Annotated in this window: 16 protein-coding genes and 5 pseudogenes; 14 read left to right on the top strand and 7 right to left on the bottom strand. The window is 57.6% G+C overall.

The features are described 5' to 3' along the window. Window positions 1–49: 49 nt before the first annotated feature. Both AC0V2S_RS19025 and AC0V2S_RS19020 read left to right on the top strand, forming a co-directional pair. The gene (locus AC0V2S_RS19025; RefSeq protein WP_475511080.1) at window positions 50–265 is read left to right on the top strand and encodes a hypothetical protein; all 216 of its coding nucleotides are present in this window, start codon (window positions 50–52) and stop codon (window positions 263–265) included. Further along, on the top strand, window positions 265–2208 hold the full coding sequence (locus AC0V2S_RS19020) for an acetyl-CoA hydrolase/transferase C-terminal domain-containing protein (RefSeq protein ID WP_475511079.1): 1944 nt from the start codon (window positions 265–267) through the stop codon (window positions 2206–2208). Before AC0V2S_RS19025 ends, AC0V2S_RS19020 begins: the two co-directional genes overlap by 1 nt. Window positions 2209–2269: 61 nt before the next feature. On the opposite strand, the gene AC0V2S_RS19015 is transcribed toward AC0V2S_RS19020, so the two are convergent. Further along, entirely contained in the window at window positions 2270–2842 is a 573-nt protein-coding gene (locus AC0V2S_RS19015) for a xanthine phosphoribosyltransferase (RefSeq protein ID WP_475511078.1), read from the bottom strand. A gap of 67 nt (window positions 2843–2909) precedes the next feature. Next, on the bottom strand, window positions 2910–4919 hold the full coding sequence (gene rep, locus AC0V2S_RS19010) for a DNA helicase Rep (RefSeq protein WP_475511077.1): 2010 nt from the start codon (window positions 4917–4919) through the stop codon (window positions 2910–2912). Window positions 4920–5329: 410 nt separating this feature from the next. On the opposite strand from rep, the pseudogene AC0V2S_RS19005 reads away from it, so the two are divergent. Further along, window positions 5330–6844: pseudogene (locus tag AC0V2S_RS19005) on the top strand (putative bifunctional diguanylate cyclase/phosphodiesterase); the annotation flags it as partial. Here the strand turns inward: AC0V2S_RS19005 and AC0V2S_RS19000 are convergent. After that, window positions 6756–8194, bottom strand: a pseudogene (locus AC0V2S_RS19000) (NorM family multidrug efflux MATE transporter). The pseudogenes AC0V2S_RS19005 and AC0V2S_RS19000 overlap by 89 nt on opposite strands. A gap of 153 nt (window positions 8195–8347) precedes the next feature. On the opposite strand from AC0V2S_RS19000, the pseudogene AC0V2S_RS18995 reads away from it, so the two are divergent. The 3 genes and pseudogenes from AC0V2S_RS18995 to AC0V2S_RS18985 all read left to right on the top strand — a co-directional run bounded on the left by AC0V2S_RS18995 (window position 8348) and on the right by AC0V2S_RS18985 (window position 11439). Continuing rightward, a pseudogene (locus AC0V2S_RS18995) lies at window positions 8348–9321 on the top strand (LysR substrate-binding domain-containing protein). Window positions 9322–9463: 142 nt separating this feature from the next. Then, window positions 9464–10516, top strand: coding sequence for a Cache 3/Cache 2 fusion domain-containing protein (locus AC0V2S_RS18990; RefSeq protein WP_475511076.1), 1053 nt, complete (start codon window positions 9464–9466; stop codon window positions 10514–10516). A 62-nt stretch (window positions 10517–10578) separates the two neighbouring features. Continuing rightward, window positions 10579–11439: a methyl-accepting chemotaxis protein gene (locus AC0V2S_RS18985; protein WP_475511143.1), complete on the top strand. Its 861-nt coding sequence runs from the start codon at window positions 10579–10581 to the stop codon at window positions 11437–11439. Window positions 11440–11472: 33 nt separating this feature from the next. On the opposite strand, the gene AC0V2S_RS18980 is transcribed toward AC0V2S_RS18985, so the two are convergent. Then, window positions 11473–11697 (bottom strand): SymE family type I addiction module toxin, encoded by a 225-nt coding sequence (locus tag AC0V2S_RS18980; RefSeq protein WP_475511075.1) that lies wholly within the window; start codon window positions 11695–11697, stop codon window positions 11473–11475. Between the two features lie 164 nt (window positions 11698–11861). Beyond that, a pseudogene (locus AC0V2S_RS18975) lies at window positions 11862–13133 on the bottom strand (YifB family Mg chelatase-like AAA ATPase); the annotation flags it as partial. Between the two features lie 57 nt (window positions 13134–13190). Here AC0V2S_RS18975 and AC0V2S_RS18970 point away from each other — a divergent pair. The 4 genes from AC0V2S_RS18970 to AC0V2S_RS18955 are packed head-to-tail and all read left to right on the top strand — an operon-like array spanning window position 13191 to window position 17321. Then, window positions 13191–13973 (top strand): TnsA endonuclease N-terminal domain-containing protein, encoded by a 783-nt coding sequence (locus AC0V2S_RS18970; protein ID WP_475511074.1) that lies wholly within the window; start codon window positions 13191–13193, stop codon window positions 13971–13973. Beyond that, window positions 13970–15871, top strand: coding sequence for a transposase (locus AC0V2S_RS18965; RefSeq protein WP_475511073.1), 1902 nt, complete (start codon window positions 13970–13972; stop codon window positions 15869–15871). The genes AC0V2S_RS18970 and AC0V2S_RS18965 overlap by 4 nt, the downstream gene beginning before the upstream one ends. Before the next feature lie 51 nt (window positions 15872–15922). Next, window positions 15923–16771, top strand: a complete 849-nt coding sequence (locus AC0V2S_RS18960) for a TniB family NTP-binding protein (protein WP_475511072.1) — start codon at window positions 15923–15925, stop codon at window positions 16769–16771. Then, window positions 16728–17321, top strand: a complete 594-nt coding sequence (locus AC0V2S_RS18955) for a TniQ family protein (protein WP_475511071.1) — start codon at window positions 16728–16730, stop codon at window positions 17319–17321. Before AC0V2S_RS18960 ends, AC0V2S_RS18955 begins: the two co-directional genes overlap by 44 nt. A gap of 678 nt (window positions 17322–17999) precedes the next feature. Here the strand turns inward: AC0V2S_RS18955 and AC0V2S_RS18950 are convergent. After that, window positions 18000–18434 (bottom strand): annotated as a pseudogene (locus AC0V2S_RS18950) (helix-turn-helix domain-containing protein); the annotation flags it as partial. A gap of 73 nt (window positions 18435–18507) precedes the next feature. Between AC0V2S_RS18950 and AC0V2S_RS18945 the strand changes: the two are divergent. The 4 genes from AC0V2S_RS18945 (at window position 18508) to AC0V2S_RS18930 (ending at window position 22643) form a co-directional block, all read left to right on the top strand. Beyond that, the gene (locus tag AC0V2S_RS18945; RefSeq protein WP_475511070.1) at window positions 18508–19362 is read left to right on the top strand and encodes an SDR family oxidoreductase; all 855 of its coding nucleotides are present in this window, start codon (window positions 18508–18510) and stop codon (window positions 19360–19362) included. A gap of 684 nt (window positions 19363–20046) precedes the next feature. Continuing rightward, window positions 20047–20310 carry a hypothetical protein gene (locus tag AC0V2S_RS18940; RefSeq protein WP_475511069.1) on the top strand — a complete coding sequence of 88 codons (264 nt, stop codon included), beginning with the start codon at window positions 20047–20049 and terminating at the stop codon, window positions 20308–20310. 354 nt (window positions 20311–20664) lie between these two features. After that, the gene (locus tag AC0V2S_RS18935) at window positions 20665–21480 is read left to right on the top strand and encodes an SbcC/MukB-like Walker B domain-containing protein (protein ID WP_475511068.1); all 816 of its coding nucleotides are present in this window, start codon (window positions 20665–20667) and stop codon (window positions 21478–21480) included. 2 nt (window positions 21481–21482) lie between these two features. Further along, entirely contained in the window at window positions 21483–22643 is a 1161-nt protein-coding gene (locus AC0V2S_RS18930) for a Wadjet anti-phage system protein JetD domain-containing protein (protein ID WP_475511067.1), read from the top strand. Window positions 22644–22976: 333 nt separating this feature from the next. On the opposite strand, the gene AC0V2S_RS18925 is transcribed toward AC0V2S_RS18930, so the two are convergent. Next, the gene (locus AC0V2S_RS18925) at window positions 22977–23150 is read right to left on the bottom strand and encodes a carbon storage regulator (protein ID WP_475511066.1); all 174 of its coding nucleotides are present in this window, start codon (window positions 23148–23150) and stop codon (window positions 22977–22979) included. Window positions 23151–23571 lie beyond the last annotated feature (421 nt).

Here is a 23571-nt window from a genome sequence, read left to right as displayed (position 1 = left end):
CAGCGTTTTTGCAGTCACACTCCACAAGCCGTCTTATGGAGATTGATCTGTGGCCCTTAGCTCCCTGGATTATGTCGTCGAGCAGATTCTGCAGCGTATCGACGGGCCGATTCACCTCGGTTTGCCCCTTGGTCTGGGCAAGCCCAATCGCCTGGTCAACGCGCTCTACCAGCGAATCAAGGCCGAACCCCATCGCTCGCTGACCATCTATACCGCCCTGTCCCTGGGTCGCCCTCACGCCAGCAGCGATCTTGAAAGCGTCTGATGGCGCCATTTCTCGAGCGCGTATTCGGCAATTATCCCGAGCTCGATTACCTCAAAGACCAGCGCCGCGGCGGGCTTCCCGCCAACGTGCAGTTGCAGGAGTTCTACCTGCAGCCGGGTAGCCAACTGCATAACCCCAAGGCCCAGCAGGCCTACGTCAGCCTTAATTACAGCCAGGTAGCCCGCGACCTCAACCGCAAGGGCATCAACGTGGTGGCGCAATTGGTTGCCGCCGATATCGCCCGCCCGAACACCCTGAGCCTGAGCTGCAACACCGATATCACCCTCGATTTATTGCCCATGCTGCAAGCGCGCAAGCAGGCCGGAGAAACCATTCTCTGCGTCGGCCAGTTGCATGCGGACTTGCCGTATATGCCCGGCGATGCCGAGCGGCCGCTGGAGGATTTCGATCTGCTGGTTGAGGCCGGCGAGCCAAGCACCTTGTTCTCCACGCCGAATATGCCGGTCGGCATCGCCGACCATGCCATCGGCCTGTACGCCAGCAGCCTGGTGCGCGATGGCGGTACGTTGCAGATCGGCATCGGTTCGATGGGCGATGCCGTGACGGCCGCACTACTTAATCGCCAGGGCGACAACGCGGGCTATCAGGCCCTGTTGCAGGACCTGCATGCGCCGCGTTGGGCCGAGTTGATCGAGCGCTTCGGTGGCGTGCAGCCGTTCGCCAAGGGTTTGTACGGCTGCAGCGAAATGCTGGTGCCGGGGCTGGTGGCCTTGTTCGACGCTGGCATCGTGCGCCGCCCGGTATTCCCCGATGAGCGCCTGCAACGGTTGGCCAATGCCGGCGTGCTGGATGAACACGGGCAGCTCGATCTCGCCGCCTGGTGCGCCGCGGAACCGGAGTTGCAACTGGACCAACCGCTGATTACCTGGCTACAAACGCAGGGTTTGCTGACCGGTGAGGTCAGCGTCGAAGGCCAGAACCTGCGCTTCGCCAACGGCCAGATGATCGTCGCCGATTTGCACAACCCCGCCTGTGTCTCGGCCTTGCAGCCCTACCTGCAACCGACCGGCGCCGGCGTATGCATTCACGGTGGTTTTTTCCTCGGGCCGCAGGCGTTTTACCGCCGTTTGCAGCAGCTCAGCGACGAGCGCCGTTCACGCATCGGCATGACCGGCATCAGCTATATCAACCGCCTGTACGGGCAGGAAGACCTCAAGCGTTTGCAGCGCGGCCAGGCGCGGTTTATCAACAGCGCGTTCTGCGTCACGTTGCTTGGCGCCAGCGCGGCCGATCAGTTGGAAGATGGCCGCGTAATCAGCGGTGTCGGCGGCCAATACGACTTCTTTGCTCAAGCTCATGAGTTGGGCGACGCTCGCGCCATCCTGATGTTGCGCAGCTGGCGCGAGGCGGATGGTGAGGTGAGCTCAAATATCCGCTGGCAGTACGCCCACACCACCATTCCCCGGCACCTGCGCGATATCGTGATTACCGAGTACGGCATCGCCGACTTGCGCGGCAAGAACGACGCGCAGGTGATCACCGCCTTGCTGCAAATTGCCGACTCACGGTTTCAGGACGAGCTGATTCAGCAGGCGCAGGACGCCGGCAAGCTGAGCGAGGATTTTGTGCTGGAGGAGGCGTACCGCGATAACACGCCGGAGCGCTTGCAGGCGTGCTACGAACAGCATCGGCAGCTGTTTGCCGAGTACCCGTTGGGATGCGATTTCACCGGCGAAGAGCAGGACTTGCTGCGGGCGCTGCGCTGGCTGAAGAGCAAGCTCAAGCTCAGCGAGATTCTGGATCTGGGCAAGGCGGCGTTGTTCGATCAGCCGCCGCCGGGCGTGTTCGACGCGCACCTTGAGCGGCTGCAGTTGGCGCAGCCGCAAGGGTTGAAGGAGCAGGTGTATCAGAAGCTGGTATTAGCGGGGTTGCAGGCAACGTGCTCGGCTCACCATTCTGGATCCCCGCCTGCGCGGGGATGACGGTGGCGTTTGTGATAACGCCGTCATTCCCGCGCAGGCGGGAATCCGGAATCGCTCAGGCTTACTCCAGAAACTCGACCTTACCGCCTTCCAGCGATTTGATCCGCGCCAGCGACTCGACCCAGTAGCCTTGCTCGTCGAGTTCTTCGCGGCCTTTCTGGAACGACTTCTCGATCACCACACCAATGCCCACGATGGTGGCGCCGGACTGTTTGATCAGGTCGATCAACCCATGGGCCGCGCGGCCGTTGGCGAGGAAGTCGTCGATCAGCAGCACGCGGTCAGTTGGCAGCAGGTGCTTGGCCGAGACGGCGATGGTGCTTTCGGTCTGTTTGGTGAAGGAAAACACCTTGGACACCAGCAGGTTGTCGGTGAGGGTCAGCGACTGGTATTTGCGCGCGAAAATCACCGGCACGCCGAGTTCCAGACCGGCCATGATCGACGGGGCAATGCCCGACGCTTCGATGGTCACGATCTTGGTAATGCCCTGATCCTTGAACAGCTCGGCAAAGGCCGAGCCGATCTGTTGCATCAGGCGCGGGTCGATCTGGTGGTTGAGAAAGGCATCGACCTTGAGCACCTGGTCGGACAGCACCACGCCTTCTTCGATAATCTTGTTTTTCAGCGCTTCCATCTCAGGGCTCTCATTTCAGTTGTTGCTGGGTTTAGTAAAGGTAGGGCATGCGTGCAAGCGCGCCCGGTCACTTTTTCATCATGGCGCGGATATCGGCCAACGCCGCATTGCCGCGTACGGCTTTGACTTCCACAGGCGTGTCTTCCAAGCCTTCCCAGGCCAGGTCTTCGGGCGGCAATTCATCGAGAAAACGGCTCGGTGAGCAGTCGATGATCTCGCCGTATTGCTTGCGCTTGGCCGCGAAGGTGAACGCCAGCGTCTGCCGCGCGCGGGTGATGCCCACGTAAGCCAGGCGGCGTTCTTCTTCAATGGTGTCGGCTTCGATGCTGGAGCGGTGCGGCAGGATTTCTTCTTCCATGCCGATGATGAATACGTACGGGAACTCCAGGCCTTTGGAGGCATGCAGCGTCAGCATCTGCACGCCCTCGGCGCCTTCTTCCTCTTCCTGCTGGCGTTCGAGCATGTCGCGCAACACCAGTTTGCCGATGGCGTCCTCGATGGTCATATCGCCATCTTCGTCGCGCTCAAGGGTGTTTTTCAGCGCGTCGATCAGAAACCAGACGTTGCCCATCCGCGCTTCGGCCACCTTGTCGCTGGAAGCGTTCTGGCGCAGCCAGTTCTCGTAGTCGATGTCCATGACCATGCTGCGCAGCACGGCAATCGGCTCGTTCTCGGCGCATTGCTGGCGGATCTTGTCCATCCACTGTTTGAAGCGTTGCAGCCGTTCGCTGTAGCGGCTGTCCAGGTGCGCGCCCAGGCCCATTTCGTCGGTGGCGTTGTACATCGAGATTTTGCGCTCGGTGGCGTAGTTGCCGAGTTTTTCCAGGGTGCTGGAGCCGATCTCGCGGCGCGGTACGTTGATCACCCGCAGAAAGGCGTTGTCGTCATCCGGGTTTACCAGCAGGCGGAAGTAAGCCATCAGGTCTTTTACTTCCTGACGGGCAAAGAAGCTGGTGCCGCCCGACAGGCGATAGGGAATCTGGTGGTGCTGCAGTTTCAGCTCCATCAGCTTGGCCTGGTAGTTGCCACGGTAAAGGATGGCGAAATCGCTGTACGGCCGGTCGGTGCGCAGGTGCAGGCTAAGAATTTCCATCGCCACGCGCTCGCATTCGGCGTCTTCGTTCTTGCAGCGAATCACCCGAATCTCGTCGCCGTGGCCCATCTCGCTCCACAGTTGTTTCTCGAATGCGTGCGGGTTATTGGCGATCAGCGTGTTGGCGCATTTGAGGATGCGGCTGGTGGAGCGGTAGTTCTGCTCGAGCATCACCACCTTGAGCGACGGGAAATCGTCTTTGAGCAGCATCAGGTTTTCCGGGCGCGCGCCACGCCAGGCGTAGATCGACTGGTCGTCGTCGCCCACCACGGTGAACTGGTTGCGCATGCCCACCAGCATTTTCACCAGCAGGTACTGGCTGGCGTTGGTGTCCTGGTATTCGTCCACCAGCAGGTAACGCACCTTGTTTTGCCACTTCTCCAGGATGTCGGCGTGCTCCTGGAACAGTTTTACCGGCAGCAGGATCAGGTCGTCGAAGTCCACCGCGTTGTACGCCTTGAGCGTGCGCTGGTAGTGCATGTAGACGATGGCGGCGGTCTGTTCTTTCGGGTTGCGCGCGGTTTCAAGAGCTTCGGGTGGCAGGATCAGGTCGTTTTTCCACGAGCCGATATAGCCTTTGATTTCGTCGATGCCGTCGTCGCCCGAGTACTCTTTTTGCATGATGTCGCTGAGCAGCGCCTTGATATCGCCGTCATCGAAAATCGAGAAACCGGGCTTGTAACCCAGGCGCGCGCCTTCCTTGCGGATGATGTTCATGCCCAAGTTGTGAAAGGTGCACACCGTCAGGCCACGGCCCTCGGCGCCCTTGAGCAGGGTGCCGACGCGTTCTTTCATTTCCCGCGCGGCCTTGTTTGTGAAGGTCATCGCAACGATGTGCTGCGCGCGAATGCCACACTGCTGAACCAAGTGGGCAATCTTGCGGGTGATCACGCTGGTCTTGCCAGAGCCGGCGCCAGCGAGCACCAATAGTGGGCCGCCGACGTAGTTCACGGCTTCTTGCTGCCGGGGGTTGAGTCGGGACATCGTCAGGTATCAAAGGAAAGGGGCGCGCATTTTAGCAGGCCTGATGCAGAATGCCGTAACCGTCTGGATACTGTGACGCAGACCTTGTTGGCTGCGTGACGGCCTTGGTTATTTGTACCAATGCAGTACGCTAGTGCCGCATCAGCGGGGGCTGATGTGAAAATACATCGCACAGGGAGTGCGCAAGAGACGCCGATAACGGCGCGAAAGGGCGGTAGAACCGCCATGTGCAATGCTTTGGGGGAAGTCGTTTGTCTACGCATGTCGAAACCTTGCGTATTGTCCTGCTGGCCGAATCGCCAGAATGGGCGGCGTTACTGCGCGAGCAACTGGCTGCGATGGGCAACCTGTCGGCGCTGATTACCGCGCCGTCGTGGACTGCCGCCAGTGGCTTGTTCGACGAACACACCCAAGGCCTTCTGCTGACTACCCGGGTTTGCAGCCCGCACCGGGCAGTTGCCCATTGGCCACCGTATTGCTGCTGGACACGAGCCGGGTGAGCCGCCGGTTGGCGTCAGCGACTGGCTGGTCCGCAGCTCGCTCACCCCCGACACCCTGCGCCGCTGCCTGCGCTATGTGCGCGAACACGGGGTACTCAAAGACACCCTGCAGCGTTTGGCCGAACAAGACCCGCTCACCGGCATCGCCAACCGCCAGGGCTTTCAGACGCTGCTCACCGCGCAGCTCGCCGAATTCAAAGGCCGTGGCCTGGCCCTCGGCCATCTCGATCTGGATAACTTTCGCACGCCAACGACGCCCTCGGCCACCAGGCCGGCGACCGCCTGATTTTGCAGGTGGTGGCGCGTTTGAAGGCGCAGTTGTCGGTCGACGATCACCTGGCCCGCCTGGGTAGCGATGAATTTGCCTTGCTGCTGGATATCCGTCGCGACCCCAAACGCGCCGAGAAGATTGCCGAACGAATTACCGAAGCGCTGTCCGAGCCCTATTGGGTGGACGGTGAAAGCCTGCTGATCGGTTGCAGCCTGGGCGTGGCCCATGCCCGCGCCGATGCCGGCGCCGACCCGCTGATGTGGCACGCCCATATCGCCATGCAGCAAGCCAAGAGCCAGCAGGGCTGCACCTTTCATGTGTTCGACGAGCGCATCAACCGCAACGCCCGTAGCCTCGCCGATCTGGAAACCGAGCTGCGCCGCGCCTTGCGCCGCGATGAGCTGGAGCTGCATTACCAGCCGCGCCTGTGCCTGAAAACCGGACAAATCCTCGGGTTGGAAGCCTTGGTGCGTTGGCGCCATGCCGAGCGCGGGCTGCTGGCGCCCAACGAATTCGTTCCGCTGGCCGAAGAGAGCGGGCTGATCGTGCCGCTGGGTTACTGGGTGATTTCCCGCGCGCTGCGGGATATGCAGTGGCTGCGTGGCCGCGGTCTGCCGGCACTGCATATGGCGGTGAATCTGTCGTTCCGCCAGTTTCAAGACAGTCAGTTGTTGTCGACCTTGGGTCGCTTGATTGAAGAGCGTGGCGTGGATGCGCAATGGCTGGAGTTCGAGCTCACCGAAACCGCCGTGATGCGCCGCAGCGACCATGTGCAGCAGACCATGAAAGCGCTGGGCAAGCTGGGGGTGCGGTTTTCCCTAGATGACTTCGGCACTGGTTTCTCGTCGTTCGTCCACCTGAACAACCTGCCCATCACCATGCTGAAAATCGACAAGAGCTTTGTTGGCGGCATGGACAATCGTCCGGAAAATCGTCAACTGGTGCGGGCGATGATCAACCTGGCGCATAACCTGGAGCTGGCCGTGGTGGCCGAGGGCGTCGAGAACGCCGAACAACTGGCGCTGCTGCGCCAGTTCGGCTGTGATCAGGTGCAGGGTTATCTGGTCAGCAAACCTCTGCCGCTGGCCGACTTGGCGCGCTTTCTGGTGTTTGGCAATCGTCAGGCGATGCTGACGGGATTGTCGACGGTTTAACCGCCAGCAACCGCGCCGTTTTCCATTCGAAACCCAGGGTCAGGCCGAGCGCCGCACAGGCCAAGCCGGCCGCCAGCCCCCACCACACGCCTTGCGCGCCCCAGTTCAGATGGAAGGCCAGTAGCCAGGCGGCCGGCGCGCCCACCAGCCAGTAGCAGATGATGCCCACCACAAACGTAGTGTGGGCGTCCTTGAGGCCACGAATAGCGCCCATGGCGATGGTTTGAATGCCGTCGAACAGCTCGAACAGCGCGGCGATGGCCAGCAGGCTGACGGCCATGGCGATGATGTCGGCAAAGGCCGGGTCGTTGGCATCCAGAAACAGATCCACCACGGCCCGCGGCGCTAGCCAGAACAGCAGGGCAAACCCCAGCATGCACACGCCGCCAATGGCTATGCCCAGGCGCCCCGCGCGGCGCGCTTCTTCGAGACGACCGGCACCGAAGTGCTGGCCGATACGGAAGGTCACCGCATACGAAATACCCACCGGCACCATAAACGCCACATACACCGACTGCAGGGCGATCTGGTGCGCCGCCAACTGTGTGCTGCCCAGCGCCCCCATGCACAGCGCGGCAAATGCAAAAAGGCCGGACTCGACCGCATAGGTGCCGCCAATCGGCAGACCAAGGCGCAGCAATTCCACCATGGCGGTGCGCTCGGCATGCATCAGCCCTTTAAACAGCGGGTACGGCCCATAGGCGGCGTGACGCATGACATGCAGCGCCAACGCCAGCGCCATCAAGGTGCTGACCATCGCCGTGACCAAGCCGATCCCCGCCAGCCCCAGATGTGGCAGGCCGAAAAGCCCTTTGATCAACGCATAGTTGAGCAGCAGGTTGGCAATGGCTCCGCCGATGCTGATGGCCATAACAGGACCGGCGCGGCCGATGGCGCTGGTAAAGCCGCGCAGCGCCATAAAAGTCATATAGCCCGGCAGGGCGAAGGCCAGGGTGGCGAGAATTGTCCGGCGCCGTGCACGTTGTCCGGTGTCTGGCCAAAAAGCAGCAGAATCGGCCCCAGATTCCACAGGAGCACACCGGCGGCCAAGGCCAGCGCCCAGCCGAGCCACAGCCCGTTCTGGGTAATTTGCACCACGCCGCGGCGATCACCGCTGCCGTGACGGATGGCGACCAGATTACCCACAGCCGCAATCACGCCAACGCAGAAGATCGACACAAAGGAATAGCTGGCCGCGCCAAGCCCGCCGCCGGCCAAAGCCGCCGGGCCGAGCAGGCCCATCATGACGGTGTCGGTAAACACCATCATCACGTGCGCCAGTTGCGCGGCAATAAGAGGGCCGGCAAGGCGCAGGATGGCTTTCAGTTCGGCGCGGGTGGGGGTGGGCATGATGAGTCTGGCTCAGGAAAGATAAAGGCCAGACTGCTGGGTCATGGCTGAAGAACTGCAATTCTCAGGCTTTGCGTAGCCGGGCACAAAAGGATAAAAACGATGGCTGGCATGACTTAAACTCATGTGAGTCTTCGTGTTGGAGCTTAGTTTATGTCGCAGCGACTTCCCGGTTTATATGCCTTGCGTGCTTTTGAAGCGGCGGCGCGTTATGCATCGTTTACCCAGGCGGCGCAGGAGCTAGCTATCACCCAGAGTGCGGTGAGTCGGCATATCCGCACGCTTGAAGAGCACTTTGGCTGTCGCCTGTTTCAGCGTTCAGGCCGCAATTTACAGCTGACCGAGGCCGCCCATTTGTTGCTGCCCGGTGTACGCGATGGCTTCGCTTCGCTGGAGCGGGCGTGCGGCACGCTGAGTGCGGATGACAGCATTTTGCGACTTAAGGCCCCTTCGACGCTGACCATGCGCTGGCTGCTGGCGCGACTGTCGCGCTTTCGCTTGCTCGGTGATGGCATGGAAGTGCAACTGACCAGTGCCTGGATGGATGTCGACCGGGTCGATTTCCATCACGAGCCCTTTGACTGCGCGGTGTTGCTCGGCAAGGGCGGGTTCTCTGAGGAATGGGAGAGCGTCGAGCTGTTTGCCGAGTGGCTTATTCCCGTCTGCGCGCCGGAAGCAGTGGTTCAGGGGCCGTGGGATTTGGCGCGTCTACAACAAGCCGAGCTGCTGCATCCGACCCTGACCGCCGCGATTGGCGCCGTTGGTTGCAGGCAGCGGGGCTCACGGAAGACATCGCCCTTAAAGGCGGGCAGGTGTTCGATACGCTGGAACTCGGCATGGTGGCGGCGGCGCGCGGCTACGGAGTGTCCATTGGCGATCTGGTGATGGTGGCCGAGGACGTGGCGCAAGGGCGCCTCGGCCTGCCATGGCGAAGCGCGGCGGCCAGTGGGGACAGTTACTACTTGGTCTGGCCGAAAGCGCGGCGCGGCCAGGCGCGTTATCACCGGCTGCGTGATTACCTCTTGGCCGAGGTTGCAGCCATGCATTTGCCAGAGTTGAACGGCTGGTCTAGGGACGGTTTGCGGTTATTCCGACCGAGTGCTGGCCAAATGCCGCTTTTTAATTGACGCACGAAATTACTCAAGTATTCTGCGCGCCCCGCCGAACACCTAGTCAGCAGGCCGCCCGCCACAAGCGAACGGCCTTATTTCTGCTTTTATTAGGCAAGCGGCAACTGTCCAAAGCCCGTATTACCCCACGGAGATGTAAATGTCCCAGCCCCGCTCCCGCATTGCCTGGCAATTGGCCTCGGCACTGGCGGTCATTCTGGTGTTGTTGATTGGTCTCAGTACCCTGTTCGCGCTGCGTTCGCTCAGCAACGCCACCCTGGCGACCCGCGAAGAGCATCTGGGCAGCGAAGCGCGCCTATTGGCCGATCAGTTGAGTACCTTTCACGACAGCCTGCGCGAAAGCACGCAACGCCTGGCGGGTCTGTTCGAGCAGCGTTTTCGCGGCGGGCTGAATGTGCACGCCGATGAACGCGTTGCTGTGGGGGTGATGCAAACGCCGTCGCTCTATCTGGGCGATATCCGGCTGAATAACGAATTCAACGAAGTCGACGAATTCCGCAATCTCACGGCGGGGGTGGCTACCGTGTTTGTGCGTGATGGCGACGAATTTATTCGCGTCACCACGTCGTTGACCAAGCAGGACGGCAGCCGCGCCATTGGCACCGCACTGGATCACGCCCATCCGGCCTACCAACGCTTGCTCGGTGGCCAGAATTACGTGGGCCGCGCGCTGTTGTTTGACCGCTTTTACATGACCCAGTACACGCCGGTCACCGACCCGGCGGGCCGCGTGATTGCGGTGCTGTTTGTCGGCTTCGATTACACCGCTGCGCAGAACGCCCAGTTCGATAACCTCAAACGCTTTCGCATAGGCTCGACCGGCTCGCTGGCCTTGCTGGACGAGCAGAAGCATTGGCTGGTCGCCCCGGCCGGGGCCAAGCAGCCTGAGAAAGCCATCGACGAAGTTGCGGCGCTGGCCGCCAAACCTGGGCAAGGCGTGTTCTGGGAGGACGGCGAGCAGACCTTCTACAGCGTGGCCATGCCATTTGCCGGCGGCCCATGGACCGTTCTGGCCAGCATGCCCAACGCAGAAATTCAGGCAGTGACCTGGCACGTGGGCAGCCAATTGGCGATCGGCAGCTTGCTGACGCTACTGTTGGCAGTGGGCGCGGTCATCTGGCTGCTGCGCCGCAAACTACGGCCTTGGGTGACCTGGTGGAGCAGGCACAAGCACTTGGCAACGGCGACCTGAGCGTGCGCCTGAATATCACCAGCCACGACGAAATTGGCGAGTTGGCGCGCAACTTCAACCAGATGGGCGAAGCGCTGTCGACCATGGTGTCGCGTATTCGCGGTGCGGCCGAAAATGTAAGCAGCCGCGCCCAGGCGTTGGCCGGTTTGTCGTCCGGCGCTTATGAAGGCATCGAGCAGCAATCCGGCGAAATCAGCAGCATGGCCGGCGCCGTCGAAGAATTCAGCGCCACGTCGCTGAACATCGCGGACAACATGCGCCACACCGAGCGCCTGGCGAACGAAAACTCGCAGCAAACCCGTATCGGCCGCACCTCGATGGAAGAGGCTTCGGCGGCACTGGAGCAGATTTCCAGCTCGCTGAACGGCACAGCCGATGTGATCAATACCCTCGGCCAGCGTTCGCAGGAAATCGGCGGCATCGTCAGCGTGATTACCTCTATCGCTGACCAGACCAACCTGTTGGCGCTTAACGCCGCCATCGAAGCAGCACGCGCTGGTGAGCAAGGCCGCGGCTTTGCAGTAGTCGCGGACGAAGTGCGCAGCCTGGCCGGCCGCACCCGTGATGCAACCAACGAAATCTCCGCCATGATCCAAAGCATTCAAGGCGAAACCAGCAGCGCCATTGCCACCATGGAGCAGGGCAAGCTGCAAATGCAGGATGGCCTGCAACGCAACGCCAAGGTGGCGCAGGCGCTTACGCAAATTGCCGAGCAAAGCCAGGCCGCAGGCGAGCAGTTTGCCGCCATCACCACCGCCACCGGCGAGCAAAGCAGCACAGCCACGATGCTCAGCAGCAACCTGCAGAGCATTGCCCTGGCCAACAGCGAACAGCATGAAGTGATCACCAACCTGGCAGAAACGGCCAAGGAGCTGGACAAGCTGGCAGCAGATTTACGCGCCGAGGTCGGGCGCTTCCAGTAAACGAAAAATCCCCGGCCAAGACCGGGGATTTTTTCAGGCGGCGGTAATCACCAGGCAGCCTTTGATTACACGCACCTTCACGGTGTCGTCCACCTCGAACCCGGCTTGTTGCAGCCATTGGCCCTTCAGCTGGATCCAGGGCGTTTTTTTCGGCAGCGCGTATTGGCTGTCACGCTTGCCGGCCGGGGTGTAGTTGGCCGCCACTTTCAGGTGGCGCTCGGTGAATTCGGGAGCGAGTGCGATTTCATGGACAGTCATGGTGAACTCCTGCGCAACGGCGTGTGATTAGCGGTCGTACGACATTGCACGAACCGGCCTTACACCTGCAGTCTGCGTATTTTTATACTGGATATCCATCCACTGCTGTCTGGGTTTGGGGCGGCAATTTTTGAGCGTGCCGCCGAGAATTCCTACAAATTTCGCTAGGTTGGTGTCACGCCCCGGTATTGCAGGGCTTCAGCCAGATGGGTTCGAGTGATTGGGCTGCTGTGCTCCAGGTCGGCCAACGTGCGCGCCACTTTCAAAATCCGGTGTGCCGCGCGCAACGATAGGCCCAGCCGCTCGCAGGCAGTCTCCAGCCAGGTTTGGTCTTCGGGCTGCAACACACAGTGATCTCGCAGCGCGGGTAAATCGAGGAAGGCATTAGCCGTGCCCTGGCGACGCATTTGAATGGCTCTGGCTGAAGCCACCAGGGCGGCAGCCGTAGCGGTGTCTGCGCCTTGAATGGGTGCGGCGTGGAGCACCGTGGTTTCTCGCGCAACAGTGACGTGCAGGTCAATGCGGTCAAGCAGCGGGCCAGACAACTTGCCGCGGTAGCGCTGCAGTTGTTCGGTGCTGCAGCGGCAACGGCCACTGGGGTCGCCCAGATAGCCGCATGGGCACGGGTTCATTGCCGCCACCAGCTGAAAGCGGGCCGGGAAATGCACTTTGTCTTTGGCGCGGGCAATTACGATCTGGCCGCTTTCCAGCGGCTCGCGCAGCACTTCCAGTACACGCCGATCAAACTCCGGCAGCTCATCAAGAAACAGCACGCCATGGTGCGCCAAGGTGATCTCACCGGGCTGCGGGCGACTACCGCCACCGACCAATGCCGGCCCGGAAGCCGTGTGGTGTGGATGTCTGAACGGGCGCTGCGGCCAGGCGCTCATCGGTGTGTGGCTGGCCACTGATTGGATAGCCGCTACTTCCAGTGCTTCCTGTTCCTCCAAGGGAGGCAATAAGCCTGGAAGACGGCTGGCGAGCAGGGTTTTGCCCGTGCCTGGCGGTCCACTGAAAAGCAGGTTGTGCGAGCCTGCCGCTGCCACCAATAAGGCCCGTTTCGCAGCTATCTGGCCCTGCACTTCGTTGAGGTCGGGGTACGGCGCACATTGGCGCAACAAGCCCTGGGCCTCAAAGGGCGCCAAGGGCGTTACGCCATTGAAGTGCGCAGTCAGTTCCAGCAGATGATCGACGGCCAACACGGTCAAGCCCGACGCCAGGCTGGCTTCTTCGGCATTGCTGCGCGGCACTATCAAGATTCGGCCCGCAGCCCGTGCGGCGAGTGCCGCAGGTAATACGCCTTGCACGGGGCGGACGGCACCAGACAGCGCCAGCTCACCCAGGCATTCCACATTCTCCAGCGCGGCGATCGGTACCTGGCCGCTGGCGGCAAGAATGCCCAGGGCGATGGCGAGGTCAAAGCGGCCACCGTCTTTGGTATCAAGGACTATGTAATATGATACTAAGACCCTCGCTATTCGTTACTGGACGCTATGCACCCCTACATCAAGGATGTTCCGCCGCCTCTTTTTCCGCGTTTTCTGGCCGATTTGCTGGAGGGCCTGATCATGCCCGCTCGTAAAATCGGACCTAGCAGCTTTACCAATACCGGTTACATCCCCTCCTCGAAAGGGCCGCGCATCCAGCGAAGCGAATCACTTTTAGAGCATGAGTACCTCACGCTTCTCGACTTCGACGAACGTGTAAGGGGCTACCAATCTCAGCCGTTCACCATTCGGTGGAAACACCCGAATGGTCGTTGGCGTGAGTACACGCCCGACGTGGTCGTTTCTTACACCGCTGCGGCTATGGCAGCTGAGCCATGGCTGAGGACTACCGTGGTGGAGGTGAAACCGCGCGAAGTCCTGGCCGAGAACTGGATAGATATGAAGCCAAAATTCAAAGCTGCCGTCTCCTGGGCGCGCATGTATGGCTGCCGCTTTCAAATAATGACAGACAAGGAAATCCGAACCCCTTACTTACAGAATGTCCAGCACCTGACTCACTACCGTTCGATTCGACTCGGCGAGCAGCCCAATGCCGGAAAATCGCAGCGGCTGTTGCTTCAAGCATTGAGAAGCGGCGAAACGGATACCCCCAAGGGGCTTTTGGAAAAAATCACCGCCGATTCCCGAGTGCAGGCAGAACTGATTCCGTGGCTATGGAATCTCATCACGCAGCGCGTGATCGGGGTCGATTTGAGCCTGCCTCTCAATATGAGCTCTTCTATTTGGCTTACCGCCAAAGGCGAAATAGTGGTTGGAACCATGAAATGACGATGTCCACGGTGCATATCGGTCCCGGTGCGATCCTTAAAAAAGACGATCAACACCTGTGCGTCCTTCGTTTTCAAACGCACGACTCGGTTTTAGTTTCAGTAGTGGAAACAGGTCAGCAGAAGGTTTTCTCGGTCTCCGAAATCGCGCAAATTGTCGGTAGTCGAGCTGTAGTCAGCGAGTGGGACCTGAACGAGGTTGACCAGGACGCTTGGAGTGACGCGTTAGAGAAATTTAAATGGATCGAACCGTTGCTGTTCAAGCCCGACCGCACTCATGCAGACGTCGAGGCTGTAGGGCAAGAGCTCTTGGTTTCGCGAATGACGATGTACCGCTGGATCAAGAAACTGGAGCAGCAGGGCAACATTCGATGCCTCTTGAGGCAGCGACGCGGCGATATTGGCGAGAAGCGACTTAGTAAAGAGGTCGAAGACGTTATCGAGCGTGTCGTACGTGAAAAATATCTTACGACTCTCAAGCGCAGCCCCACCGCCACGTACAAAGAGGTGAAGGATGAGTGTCATCGATTGAAGCTGCCTGTCCCTGGCAAAAACACGTTGGTACGTCGTATTGAGTTGATCCTCCCTGAGGAGCGAGAGCACCGCAGAAGGGGACCGAATGCAGCCCTAAAATTCCGAGCAATTAAGGGCTCGCTGCCTGGTGGCACGAACTCGCTCTACTCTATTTGGCAGATTGACCACACCCAGGTGGATATTGAGCTAGTCGATTCTGTGGATAGGATTGCTATTGGGCGTCCCTGGATCACTTTGGTGATCGACACTTTTTCTCGAATGGTCGTGGGTTGGTACATCTCGTTCGACCCCCCTGGTTCTCTTGGCACGGGCCTCGCCATTACCAGCGCGGTACTAGCGAAAGATAGCTTTATGGCCCGTTTGGGAATCAACTACTTGTGGCCATGTCAGGGTAAACCGCGCGTTATCCATTGCGACAATGCGAAGGAGTTTCACGGAACTGCATTGCAAACCGCGTCCCAGGAGCATGGTTTCGAACTGCGCTTTCGGAAGAAAAAGAAGCCGCAGTACGGGAGCTATATCGAGCGTCTTTTGGGCACACTTTCGAAAGAAATCCACACCATTGAAGGCACCACGTTCTCGAACGTGGGCGCGAAGGAGGAGTACGACTCCGCTGGCAACGCAGTCCTCACACTGGACAATTTCGAACGGTGGTTGGCGCACGAAATCCTAGGTGACTACCATTTACGCATGCATTCAGAGCTTGGGAAGCCACCGCTCTCCCGTTTTAACGAAGGGCTGCTTGGTACTTCCGAGTTTCCTGGCCTCGGGACGCTTCCTATCTCCGGGACCCCAGAGCAACTACGTCTGGATTTCCTGCCTACTCTCAGTCGTACCATTCAGGTCTACGGCGTCAAATTTGACTACATCGACTACTACGATGCCGTTCTGGATAAATGGATCGGTTCAGACGAACCTGGTGATAAACGTAACGGACGCCAGTTCTTGTTCAGATACGATCCCCGCGACATCAGTACGCTGTATTTTTGGGACCCACAGCTTCGGAAGTACTTCCCCATTTCCTACAGGAACGTAATGCGCCCCGCGATTAGTTACTGGGAGCTAACGGCTGTCCGCAGATACATGACGGCTCAAGGCATTAAAGACGTTGATGAGGAGGCCATCTTCCGCTCCCGAGAGGCAAGGCGGGAAATCTTAAATGTCGAAACGGCTTTGACCCGCAGCGCAGCGAAGGAGCGGGAGCGCCAGCGAGCGCACCAGAAAATCGCCGGTAAGCCCACGAGTTCAAGGGATGTAGATAGTGTCTCGCCTTCCTACGTTCCAATAGCTAGCCGCGATGCCCCAGCTCCGAAAGACCTAGACCTACAAAATTTGGCTGTTTTTGATGAATTTGAAGAGGTCTAAAACGACATGTCATCAGTGGCGAAAATTATGCGCAGCTGCAGTTCTCCTGAGATGGAGCAGCGCATTTTAGATATTAAGAAAGACGTTTGGATTGGCTATGAGCGAGCGCTGGAGGTTCGCGGCCACCTGGACAGGCTGATAGCGCATCCGGAAACAAACCGCATGCCTTGCATGGCGCTTATCGGCAGAAGTAACAATGGAAAGTCGATGATCCTTACGAATTTCCTAAAACGCCATCCCGCCGTTTCGGATCCAAATGCTGAGAAAGCGCTGCTACCAGTGCTGCTCGTCACGATGCCTGCTGCGCCATCAGAGGGGCGTCTTTACAGCAAGATTTTGGACAAATTCGGTCTCAGTTCCGGTGCCAGAGAAGCCGACGAATCCAAGCTGCGTCGAATACAGATTCTGTTGTCCCACCTCGAAACGAAGATGATCATTATTGATGACTTCTACAACATCAACGGTGGAACACATACACAGCGTATGCGCGTCCTGAATGCACTGAGAAACATCTGCATCGAGCTGCGTATTCCCGTGGTTATTTCCGGGACGCCGAAGATCGAGGGCATTCTCTCCGTGGACGAGTCGATCTCGAATCGGTTTAGACCCGTTTACTTGCCCACCTGGACGCTGGATCACCTGGAAGAGTACGCGCGCTTCGTTAAAACCATAGAGAAGCACTTGAAGCTCGCGAATCCAATGCAGCTAATGAGTGAGCGAGCGTTGACCCAACTGATGATCTTCAGCGACGGCCTACTTGGGGAAACGGTAGACATTTTGAGGCTACTTGCTGAGTTCGCAATCCGCCGTGGCGACGAAACTATCGAGGCGGCTCACATAAGCAAGGAGTACTTCGATGCCCTGGGCTGGGTTCCGCCAGCGAACCGGAGGGTCCGCTAACAGAGATTTCCATGGGCCTCTTTTACCGATTCGACATCGGCCACTGGAGGACGAGCTTCTATTGTCGTGGATGACCCGGTTAGCTCGGGCAAACGCGACCAAGCTTCATTCTTTTACTACGGAAATATTGGGGTTCTACCCTCAGCTTCTTTGCCACGATGTGGACCGCCTTCGGGACCATGAATTACTGGCCAGGCTGGCAAGTCGGACTGGGTGCCCTTATGAGCAGGTCGACAAAACCGGTCTCTGGGAGTACGAAGGTCGGCTCTGGTCTCAAATGGTCGTAAGGGGCCCTGCTGATTGGTTGATTCCGATGGGGCGCTCGGCTCACGACCGACGTAGGCTTTCGTCCTTTTCCACACAGGTGTGCTGCGCTTGTCTCGCTAGCGACGCCATTCCATATTTTCGCCGGCAGTGGAGGCTGGCGCTCGAAGTCGTGTGCCCCACTCACGCTGTTTACCTTCGTGACTGCTGTCCTTGGTGCCAGCAACCAATGAGTTTCATACCTCCGACCTTGGACGTGCCCTGCTTCCTCATGAAGATCCGTTAATGCGGTGCGGAAAATGTGGGCGAGACTGGTGTCATGAGCTATGGGAGGAGCATGTGGCCCCGCGTGCTCTCGTGACTTTTCAGAAACAGCTAAACGATCTTTTATACAACGGGTTTAGCGCCGAGCTTCCAGGCGCCAGCCACTACTCCCCGCTCTTTTACGAAGGGTTGAAGCACCTACTCCATTTGATTATCGAGCCGGGGCGCTTTTCTCGTATTACGAGCCGGCTTACCGCTGCTAAAGATGAGCTCTTCCTTCGACCGGTAAACGTCTCCGGGCGATTTGAGTCGTTGCGTGTGGGGGATCGAGCAAGGGCACTGAGCGAGGCGCAGGAATTACTGGCTGACTGGCCCGCTGCATTTCTAGATGTAGCTCGACGTTGCAAGGTATCGAGCTCCTACATCGTGAATTACAACCATCAGCTTCCGTTTTGGTTATTTAACCCCGTCCGACAGTCGTTGTTCGACCAAGACTATTCGCCTTCCGTCCAGGAGAGGCAGGCGGCGAGAGCCTATTTGCTGAAGCATGGTGGAACTGGAAGCAACGACGAAGTTAACGGCATCCTCGGAGTATCGTCTGTAAACCATCGATATATTCGACAGGAAAGGTGGAACCCGCGAGGACCATTGGCAAATACTGAAAGGCAGAGGTAGCGAGACTGCGTCAGCAGTGATCCACTCAAGCGTGTTCGCTCATTGGACTCTCGGTAGCGGAATTACATCCACGGTGCTGTTCCGACGTGTTCGCCGGGTGCACTAAGTTTCCGCGCGATGACCCAGAGTCTTCGCAAACAAAGTCCCGCCAGGCCCGTGGTTTTATTCCTTCGACCTTAAAAAAAATGTGATTGAAGTGTGCCTGATCACTGAATCCGCACTCGGCCGCCACTTGAGTGAAAGTCATACTCGTGGATGCCATTAGCTCCTTTGCGTGAGCGGTACGCTGATGGTGAATCCAGTCTTGCGGGGAGAGTCCAGTGCTGCGTTTAAATGATCGTGAGAAATGACAGCGAGACATTGCGCAAGCAATCGCTAGCTCTCCGACAGTGAGTCCATTTTTCAGGCTTGTGAAGATCATCTGTTTGGCCAGATTTTCGCGCCAAGATGCGAGGCCCCCAACCTTTATCAGGCCTTCGTCAGAATCCGAGTAGCCACCTCTTTTCAAGCTACGCGCGCGCGACAAGCTCACCATGCTAACTGCCCGCGCTTTGGCCGACGCAGGCCACATCGTCTACGCCAGCATGCGTGAGACAGCTGGGCGAAACGCCCCGCAAGTTGCAGAGGCTGCGCGTTACGCCGACGAAAACCAGGTCGACCTACGCACGGTAGAACTCGACGTCGCGTCGAGCAGTTCGGTGGAGGCAGCCATCGCCAAAATCATGGCCGATTGTGGCCGCCTTGATGTCGTTATGCACAACGCGGGTCACATGTCCTTTGGCCCGGCTGAAGCTTTTGAACCTGAACAATTCGCCCAACTCTATGACATCAACGTGCTGAGCACTCAGCGCGTCAACCGTGCCGCGCTTCCATACCTGCGCAAGCAAGGCAAAGGCCTTCTTCTGTGGATTTCCTCAAGCAGCGCCCGTGGTGGTACGCCACCTTACCTGTCCCCTTACTTTGCAGCCAAAGCGGCTATGGACTCCCTTGCTGTCTCCTATGCAAGTGAGCTCGTGCGATGGGGCATCGAAACATCAATTATCGTTCCAGGGGCTTTCACCAAAGGCACCAATCACTTCCTACATTCGGGTAAGCCGGCGGATACCGCACGTGCTGCTGAATATGATAAGGGGCCGTATGCCGGACTGCCTGAGCAAAGCCTTAAAGGGCTCGCAGCTTTAGAACCAGATGACGCTGACGTAAAAGACGTGGCACGGGCGATTGTTGAGATCGTAGGAATGCCTTACGGCACTCGACCTTTCCGACGCCATATCGATCCGTCTGAGGATGGTGCAGAGATCGTTAACGCTATGGCAGATAGGGTTCGGGCAGAAATGTTTCGCCGTATTGGGCTCGAAGATTTGTTGCAAGTGAAACGCCCGAATTGAGATCTTGACTGCCTGTAAGAGGGGCTGAAAGTAACGGCCTGCTGATTGAGAAAACAAAAAAAGCAGCTCTCGGGAGCTGCTTTTTTTTCGACCCTACTCTCCCGGTTTATGCTTATGGGGTTTCAGTGCTGGATGCTCCTTTTGCTTGTCGGGCGTGACTCTCTGCCTCTTGTCTGGAGTACCGTCTTCGTTTGTTCTTTTCGGGCCGGGCTTAATACTCATGGTCGACTTCCTTTATCGCTTGGGTTGTTAAGTCCTTCCTGTTAACTAGTCCAGCGAGTTCAAGCTGTCAATTTTAGGGGCTGGCCCACTCTGAAAGCGACTGCTCTACCCTGATGCAGCGAGCGAAGAAAGACGGCGGCAAGCCCGGTATCGGTCCATTTCCCCTGTGTTGTGATATCCTAACATCCTGCCCATGGTGTCCTCTCCCGGCTATCAATTCCGGTGACGAAACATGGTTAAGGCGACCTCAAAGAGGTCGCCTTTGTCATTTCTAGCGCCTGCTTTCATTTCTCAATCCACCTTTCCGTACAACTCGCTCCAGCGAACTGACTAGATCTGTTCAAGGGGGTCAAAAGGGAATTGCTTCGTCGAAAGGATCGGGCGTTTCCCTCTACTCTGCTCGTGAGGGACGACCAAAATTAAGTGAGTAGGTTAGCAAGATGACTGGCTAGTCATTCAATTATGAATTTTCGCATAAAGCTGCATAATTCATTTTTGGCCTACTGTTCTGCCCAATTTTTTTGCCGTTTTGGTTATTTATTGCAGCCATCGGCAGATTCTCAAGATTTTCATCTGCATGCGTTCCATACCGGTCGAAAGCAGTCGAATGCTGATTTAAGCCGCGTCTCTGGTGATGGCAGCGTCTGGCCGAGGCAGCGTAAAAACGCTTTCAAGGTCAGCAAAGATCAAAAAATGCGTTTCTACGCCAAATTTATATCCAGCTGACCTACCGATAAATTTCAGATTTCGCGAAGCCGCGCGCACTTCAATTTTGACTTAGCGTTTTCACACACTCTGTGCCGAAAGCAGCCCGCCGTGTCCGGCAGCAATCGGCCAGGAGCAGTCAGTCTGACAAAAATTCTCGCTGAGGGATCGTCTGTGCGGCACAAGTGAACCTCGCTCCTGTCTGGCAGCCGCGCTCTTCCAACCAAACCCGCTTCGCAGAAGGGACCAGTTTGAGGGGCTCTCGTCGTCCTCAATTATGCTGAATGACAGGGTAAACCGAAGGCAAAGTCGGAGGGGATTCTCACGGAAGCAGACGCCGCTTACGAAGCCTCCCAAGAAACGTTCCGTAGGGACGTGGCGATCGCGCTAAATACAAATCTCCAGTTCCTCCGGCAGACATTTGATCGGCTCAACTCGGCGCTCAGAAAGACCCCTCCGTTCACAAACGGTGAGCGCTATCAGTTTCTCTATAAAGTGCGCCCGGAGCTCAAGTCCCTTCTCGACTTCATCAAGAACGTTGCGGATTACGGTGTTGAAGGCGGACTGTTTGGAGAGACTGGGCATATGCCTCCCCAGTTCGAGGACCTGCTGAAAGAAAAGACGGCCGAAGGAAACGCCGGAGCCAAAAGCCCTCTGGACGATTATCGAGAGTTTTACACCTTCGACGTTCGTATAGAGCATGTAAGCGCTGACGGGGTTACAGCGAAAACAGTTGGACACCTCAGCAATCGCATCGGCCCAGGCTCTGGTGGCGAGCACCGCGCGCCACTCTATGTTATTGCCGGCGCAAGTCTGTGGTCTGCATATCGCATGGACCAGGGTTTCCAGGATGGCCTGCGATTGATAATGCTGGATGAAGCATTCATTCAGATGGATACCTCCAACATCGTAGCCACCATGAGGTATTTGAAAGAGCTCGGTTTGCAGGTGTTGCTCGCTAGCCCTGGAGAAAACTTGGGCATTCTGAACGCCTTCCTTGATAGCTACTTTGAGATTCAAAAAGACCCGGTGCGTCATGCCATTCAGGTTGACCGAGTGGAAGTTACGCACGAAATGCGGGAGCAGTTTCGACAAGATCTTTGGGAGTTTCACCCGGAGTTGATTGAGCAAGAGATCGAAGCGCTAAATGCGACACCCCGGCCGCCGCAGAGTAACGGAGCGTCGATTTGACGATGGAAATAATCGCCCAGGCGCTGCTTCAAAAGCTCTTGGCTCTGGGGAACAAATCGGTAGCTGGGGTGCGTCGGCGAGCACCCTCGTTAACAGCCTCACAAATGAAATCTTACCGCGAACTCAGGAACTGGAATCAGAAGCAGAGATGCGAAGAGGCGTTCCTTTCCGCACGCGATGCCGGCGCAATAACTCTCACTCGGGACAAGCTAAACCCAGAAGATGGTCTGATTGATCGAATCGATTTGGTCGATACACAAAGATTGGCCCGCTTTTTGGGTCAGACAACCCACGCAGATGTGCTCTCGTATGCCACAGCATCGCTCGCGCCTTACCTTTCCCAACACGATGTGCTTGAGGAGGTACTCAGCAGATGGGCACGAGTTTCGAAGATCCGAGGCTCAGGTCCAAGTGACGTAGCTGATTGGCTCGATGCCATCAAAACAATTAGTGCCTGCACTAGTACACCCGAGCTTCCCTCGGTGCTCCGCGAGGCAAGCGCACGCATTTTTCAAGACAGTAAACGCATAGAACGATTGACCGCCTTATTAGACATACTACTGATGGGCTCGCTGGAGGCGACACCGAGACCTTCGATTGAGATCTGGCAAGATTTAGGATTGTTCAAAGAAGAACAGCCCGTGCTGCTTGCAGGCAACGTCAATATCGTCCGAAGCAGAGTAAGTGCGCTTCTTGATAAGCCGTACACAGGCCTTCCTAGTAGCACTATTCAATCAATAGCAGGCCCAGTCGAGTCGGTCCTCACCATTGAGAACCTTACAACTTTCCACAGCAGAGCAAAACGGGATTCGGAGAAGCCAACGCTGCTAATCTACACAGCCGGGATGCCCTCCCCTGGCTGGAGCTCAATGTATCAACGTCTCTTGTCAAGCATCCCCACAACTACACAGGTTTCCCACTGGGGCGATGTCGACGAGGGTGGCTTTCGAATCGCAGCGAAGCTTTCATCCGTAGCGATAGCGGCCGGGCATCAACTGCTGCCTTATGCCATGAGCCCCAACGATGTGCCTTTAAATGCGAGAAAAACCGCCTCAGCTAGGACGCTGCAAAGAATGAAGCATTTTGCAGACCTCGCGGGGTGGCCAGACTTGGGAGACGCGGTCGTAGCAGCGGAGTTCACTGTGGAGCAAGAAGCACTGTAGTGACTACCACAGCTTACTCAAGCTGCACAAAATCATAGCCACTTCGAAAAACGATCGATCAAGCTCGTTAGCCACGCAAGCGTCTTCGACTCCGACTTGCCCCAAAAAAACATCCAGAATGTAACGATTTTTGGGTCCGCAAGGAGCTCAGAGAACTGAACCGGCTGGTAGATGGGTGGCTATTCAACGTCACGCCCTCAGCAAGGCCTTCATCAGTAACCTTCCGAACGCCACTGTCATGGACGATATCAGGCTCGAACGCCGAAAGCTTTACGCTCTCGGAGGCCGTTAATACGACGTTATCTTTGATACTTTTGATCGGAGTATAGGAAGCTAACGATCTCTGCGCTTTGGGCTGCGGTTAATAGTGTCATCCCGCATTACGCGAATATGTCGGGGAGCACTCACGCCAATCCGTACCTCGTCGCGGAGAAAACCTACGATCGTGATCCTGATATTGTTACCTATCATTATGGATTCGCCCTTTACTAGAACTTCATCCCACATAACGCGCCTCCAAACTGGCCTGGAGCCAAGAGTAGCCCAAATGAGGTGGGGCAATCAGAGCTGCCGCTCAGGATCAGTAGTTCGCTGATCAGCGTCTCGCTCGTATTGTGATAGTGCGCCCATAGGCTGAACTCGACCAGTAACAGGCTAAAATCGTCCCGGGCTTCGGTCGATCTCGGACTTGTGTTGAGCTTATCTTTGAGAATTCGGCGCGTACCAAAACCGTCGGCGAGCAACAGGCTCCTCGATACGAGGGCCAAGCCGTCAAAGCTGCAGGCACGGGCAGGGTTCGTGCAGCCAAGCAACAGCGCGAGCCCTAGCACATATCACCTCAAGGCATGGCTACGGTGAACCACAATCTGAATTTTTTGAGCATGCCATAAATTCGCCGACCGCTTAGGGACGACCATCGAATTTCAAC

The organism is Pseudomonas sp. CC11G, from assembly GCF_056174845.1.
The sequence above is the reverse complement of the archived record's forward strand: the minus strand, read 5'-3'. Positions and strand labels throughout refer to the sequence as shown.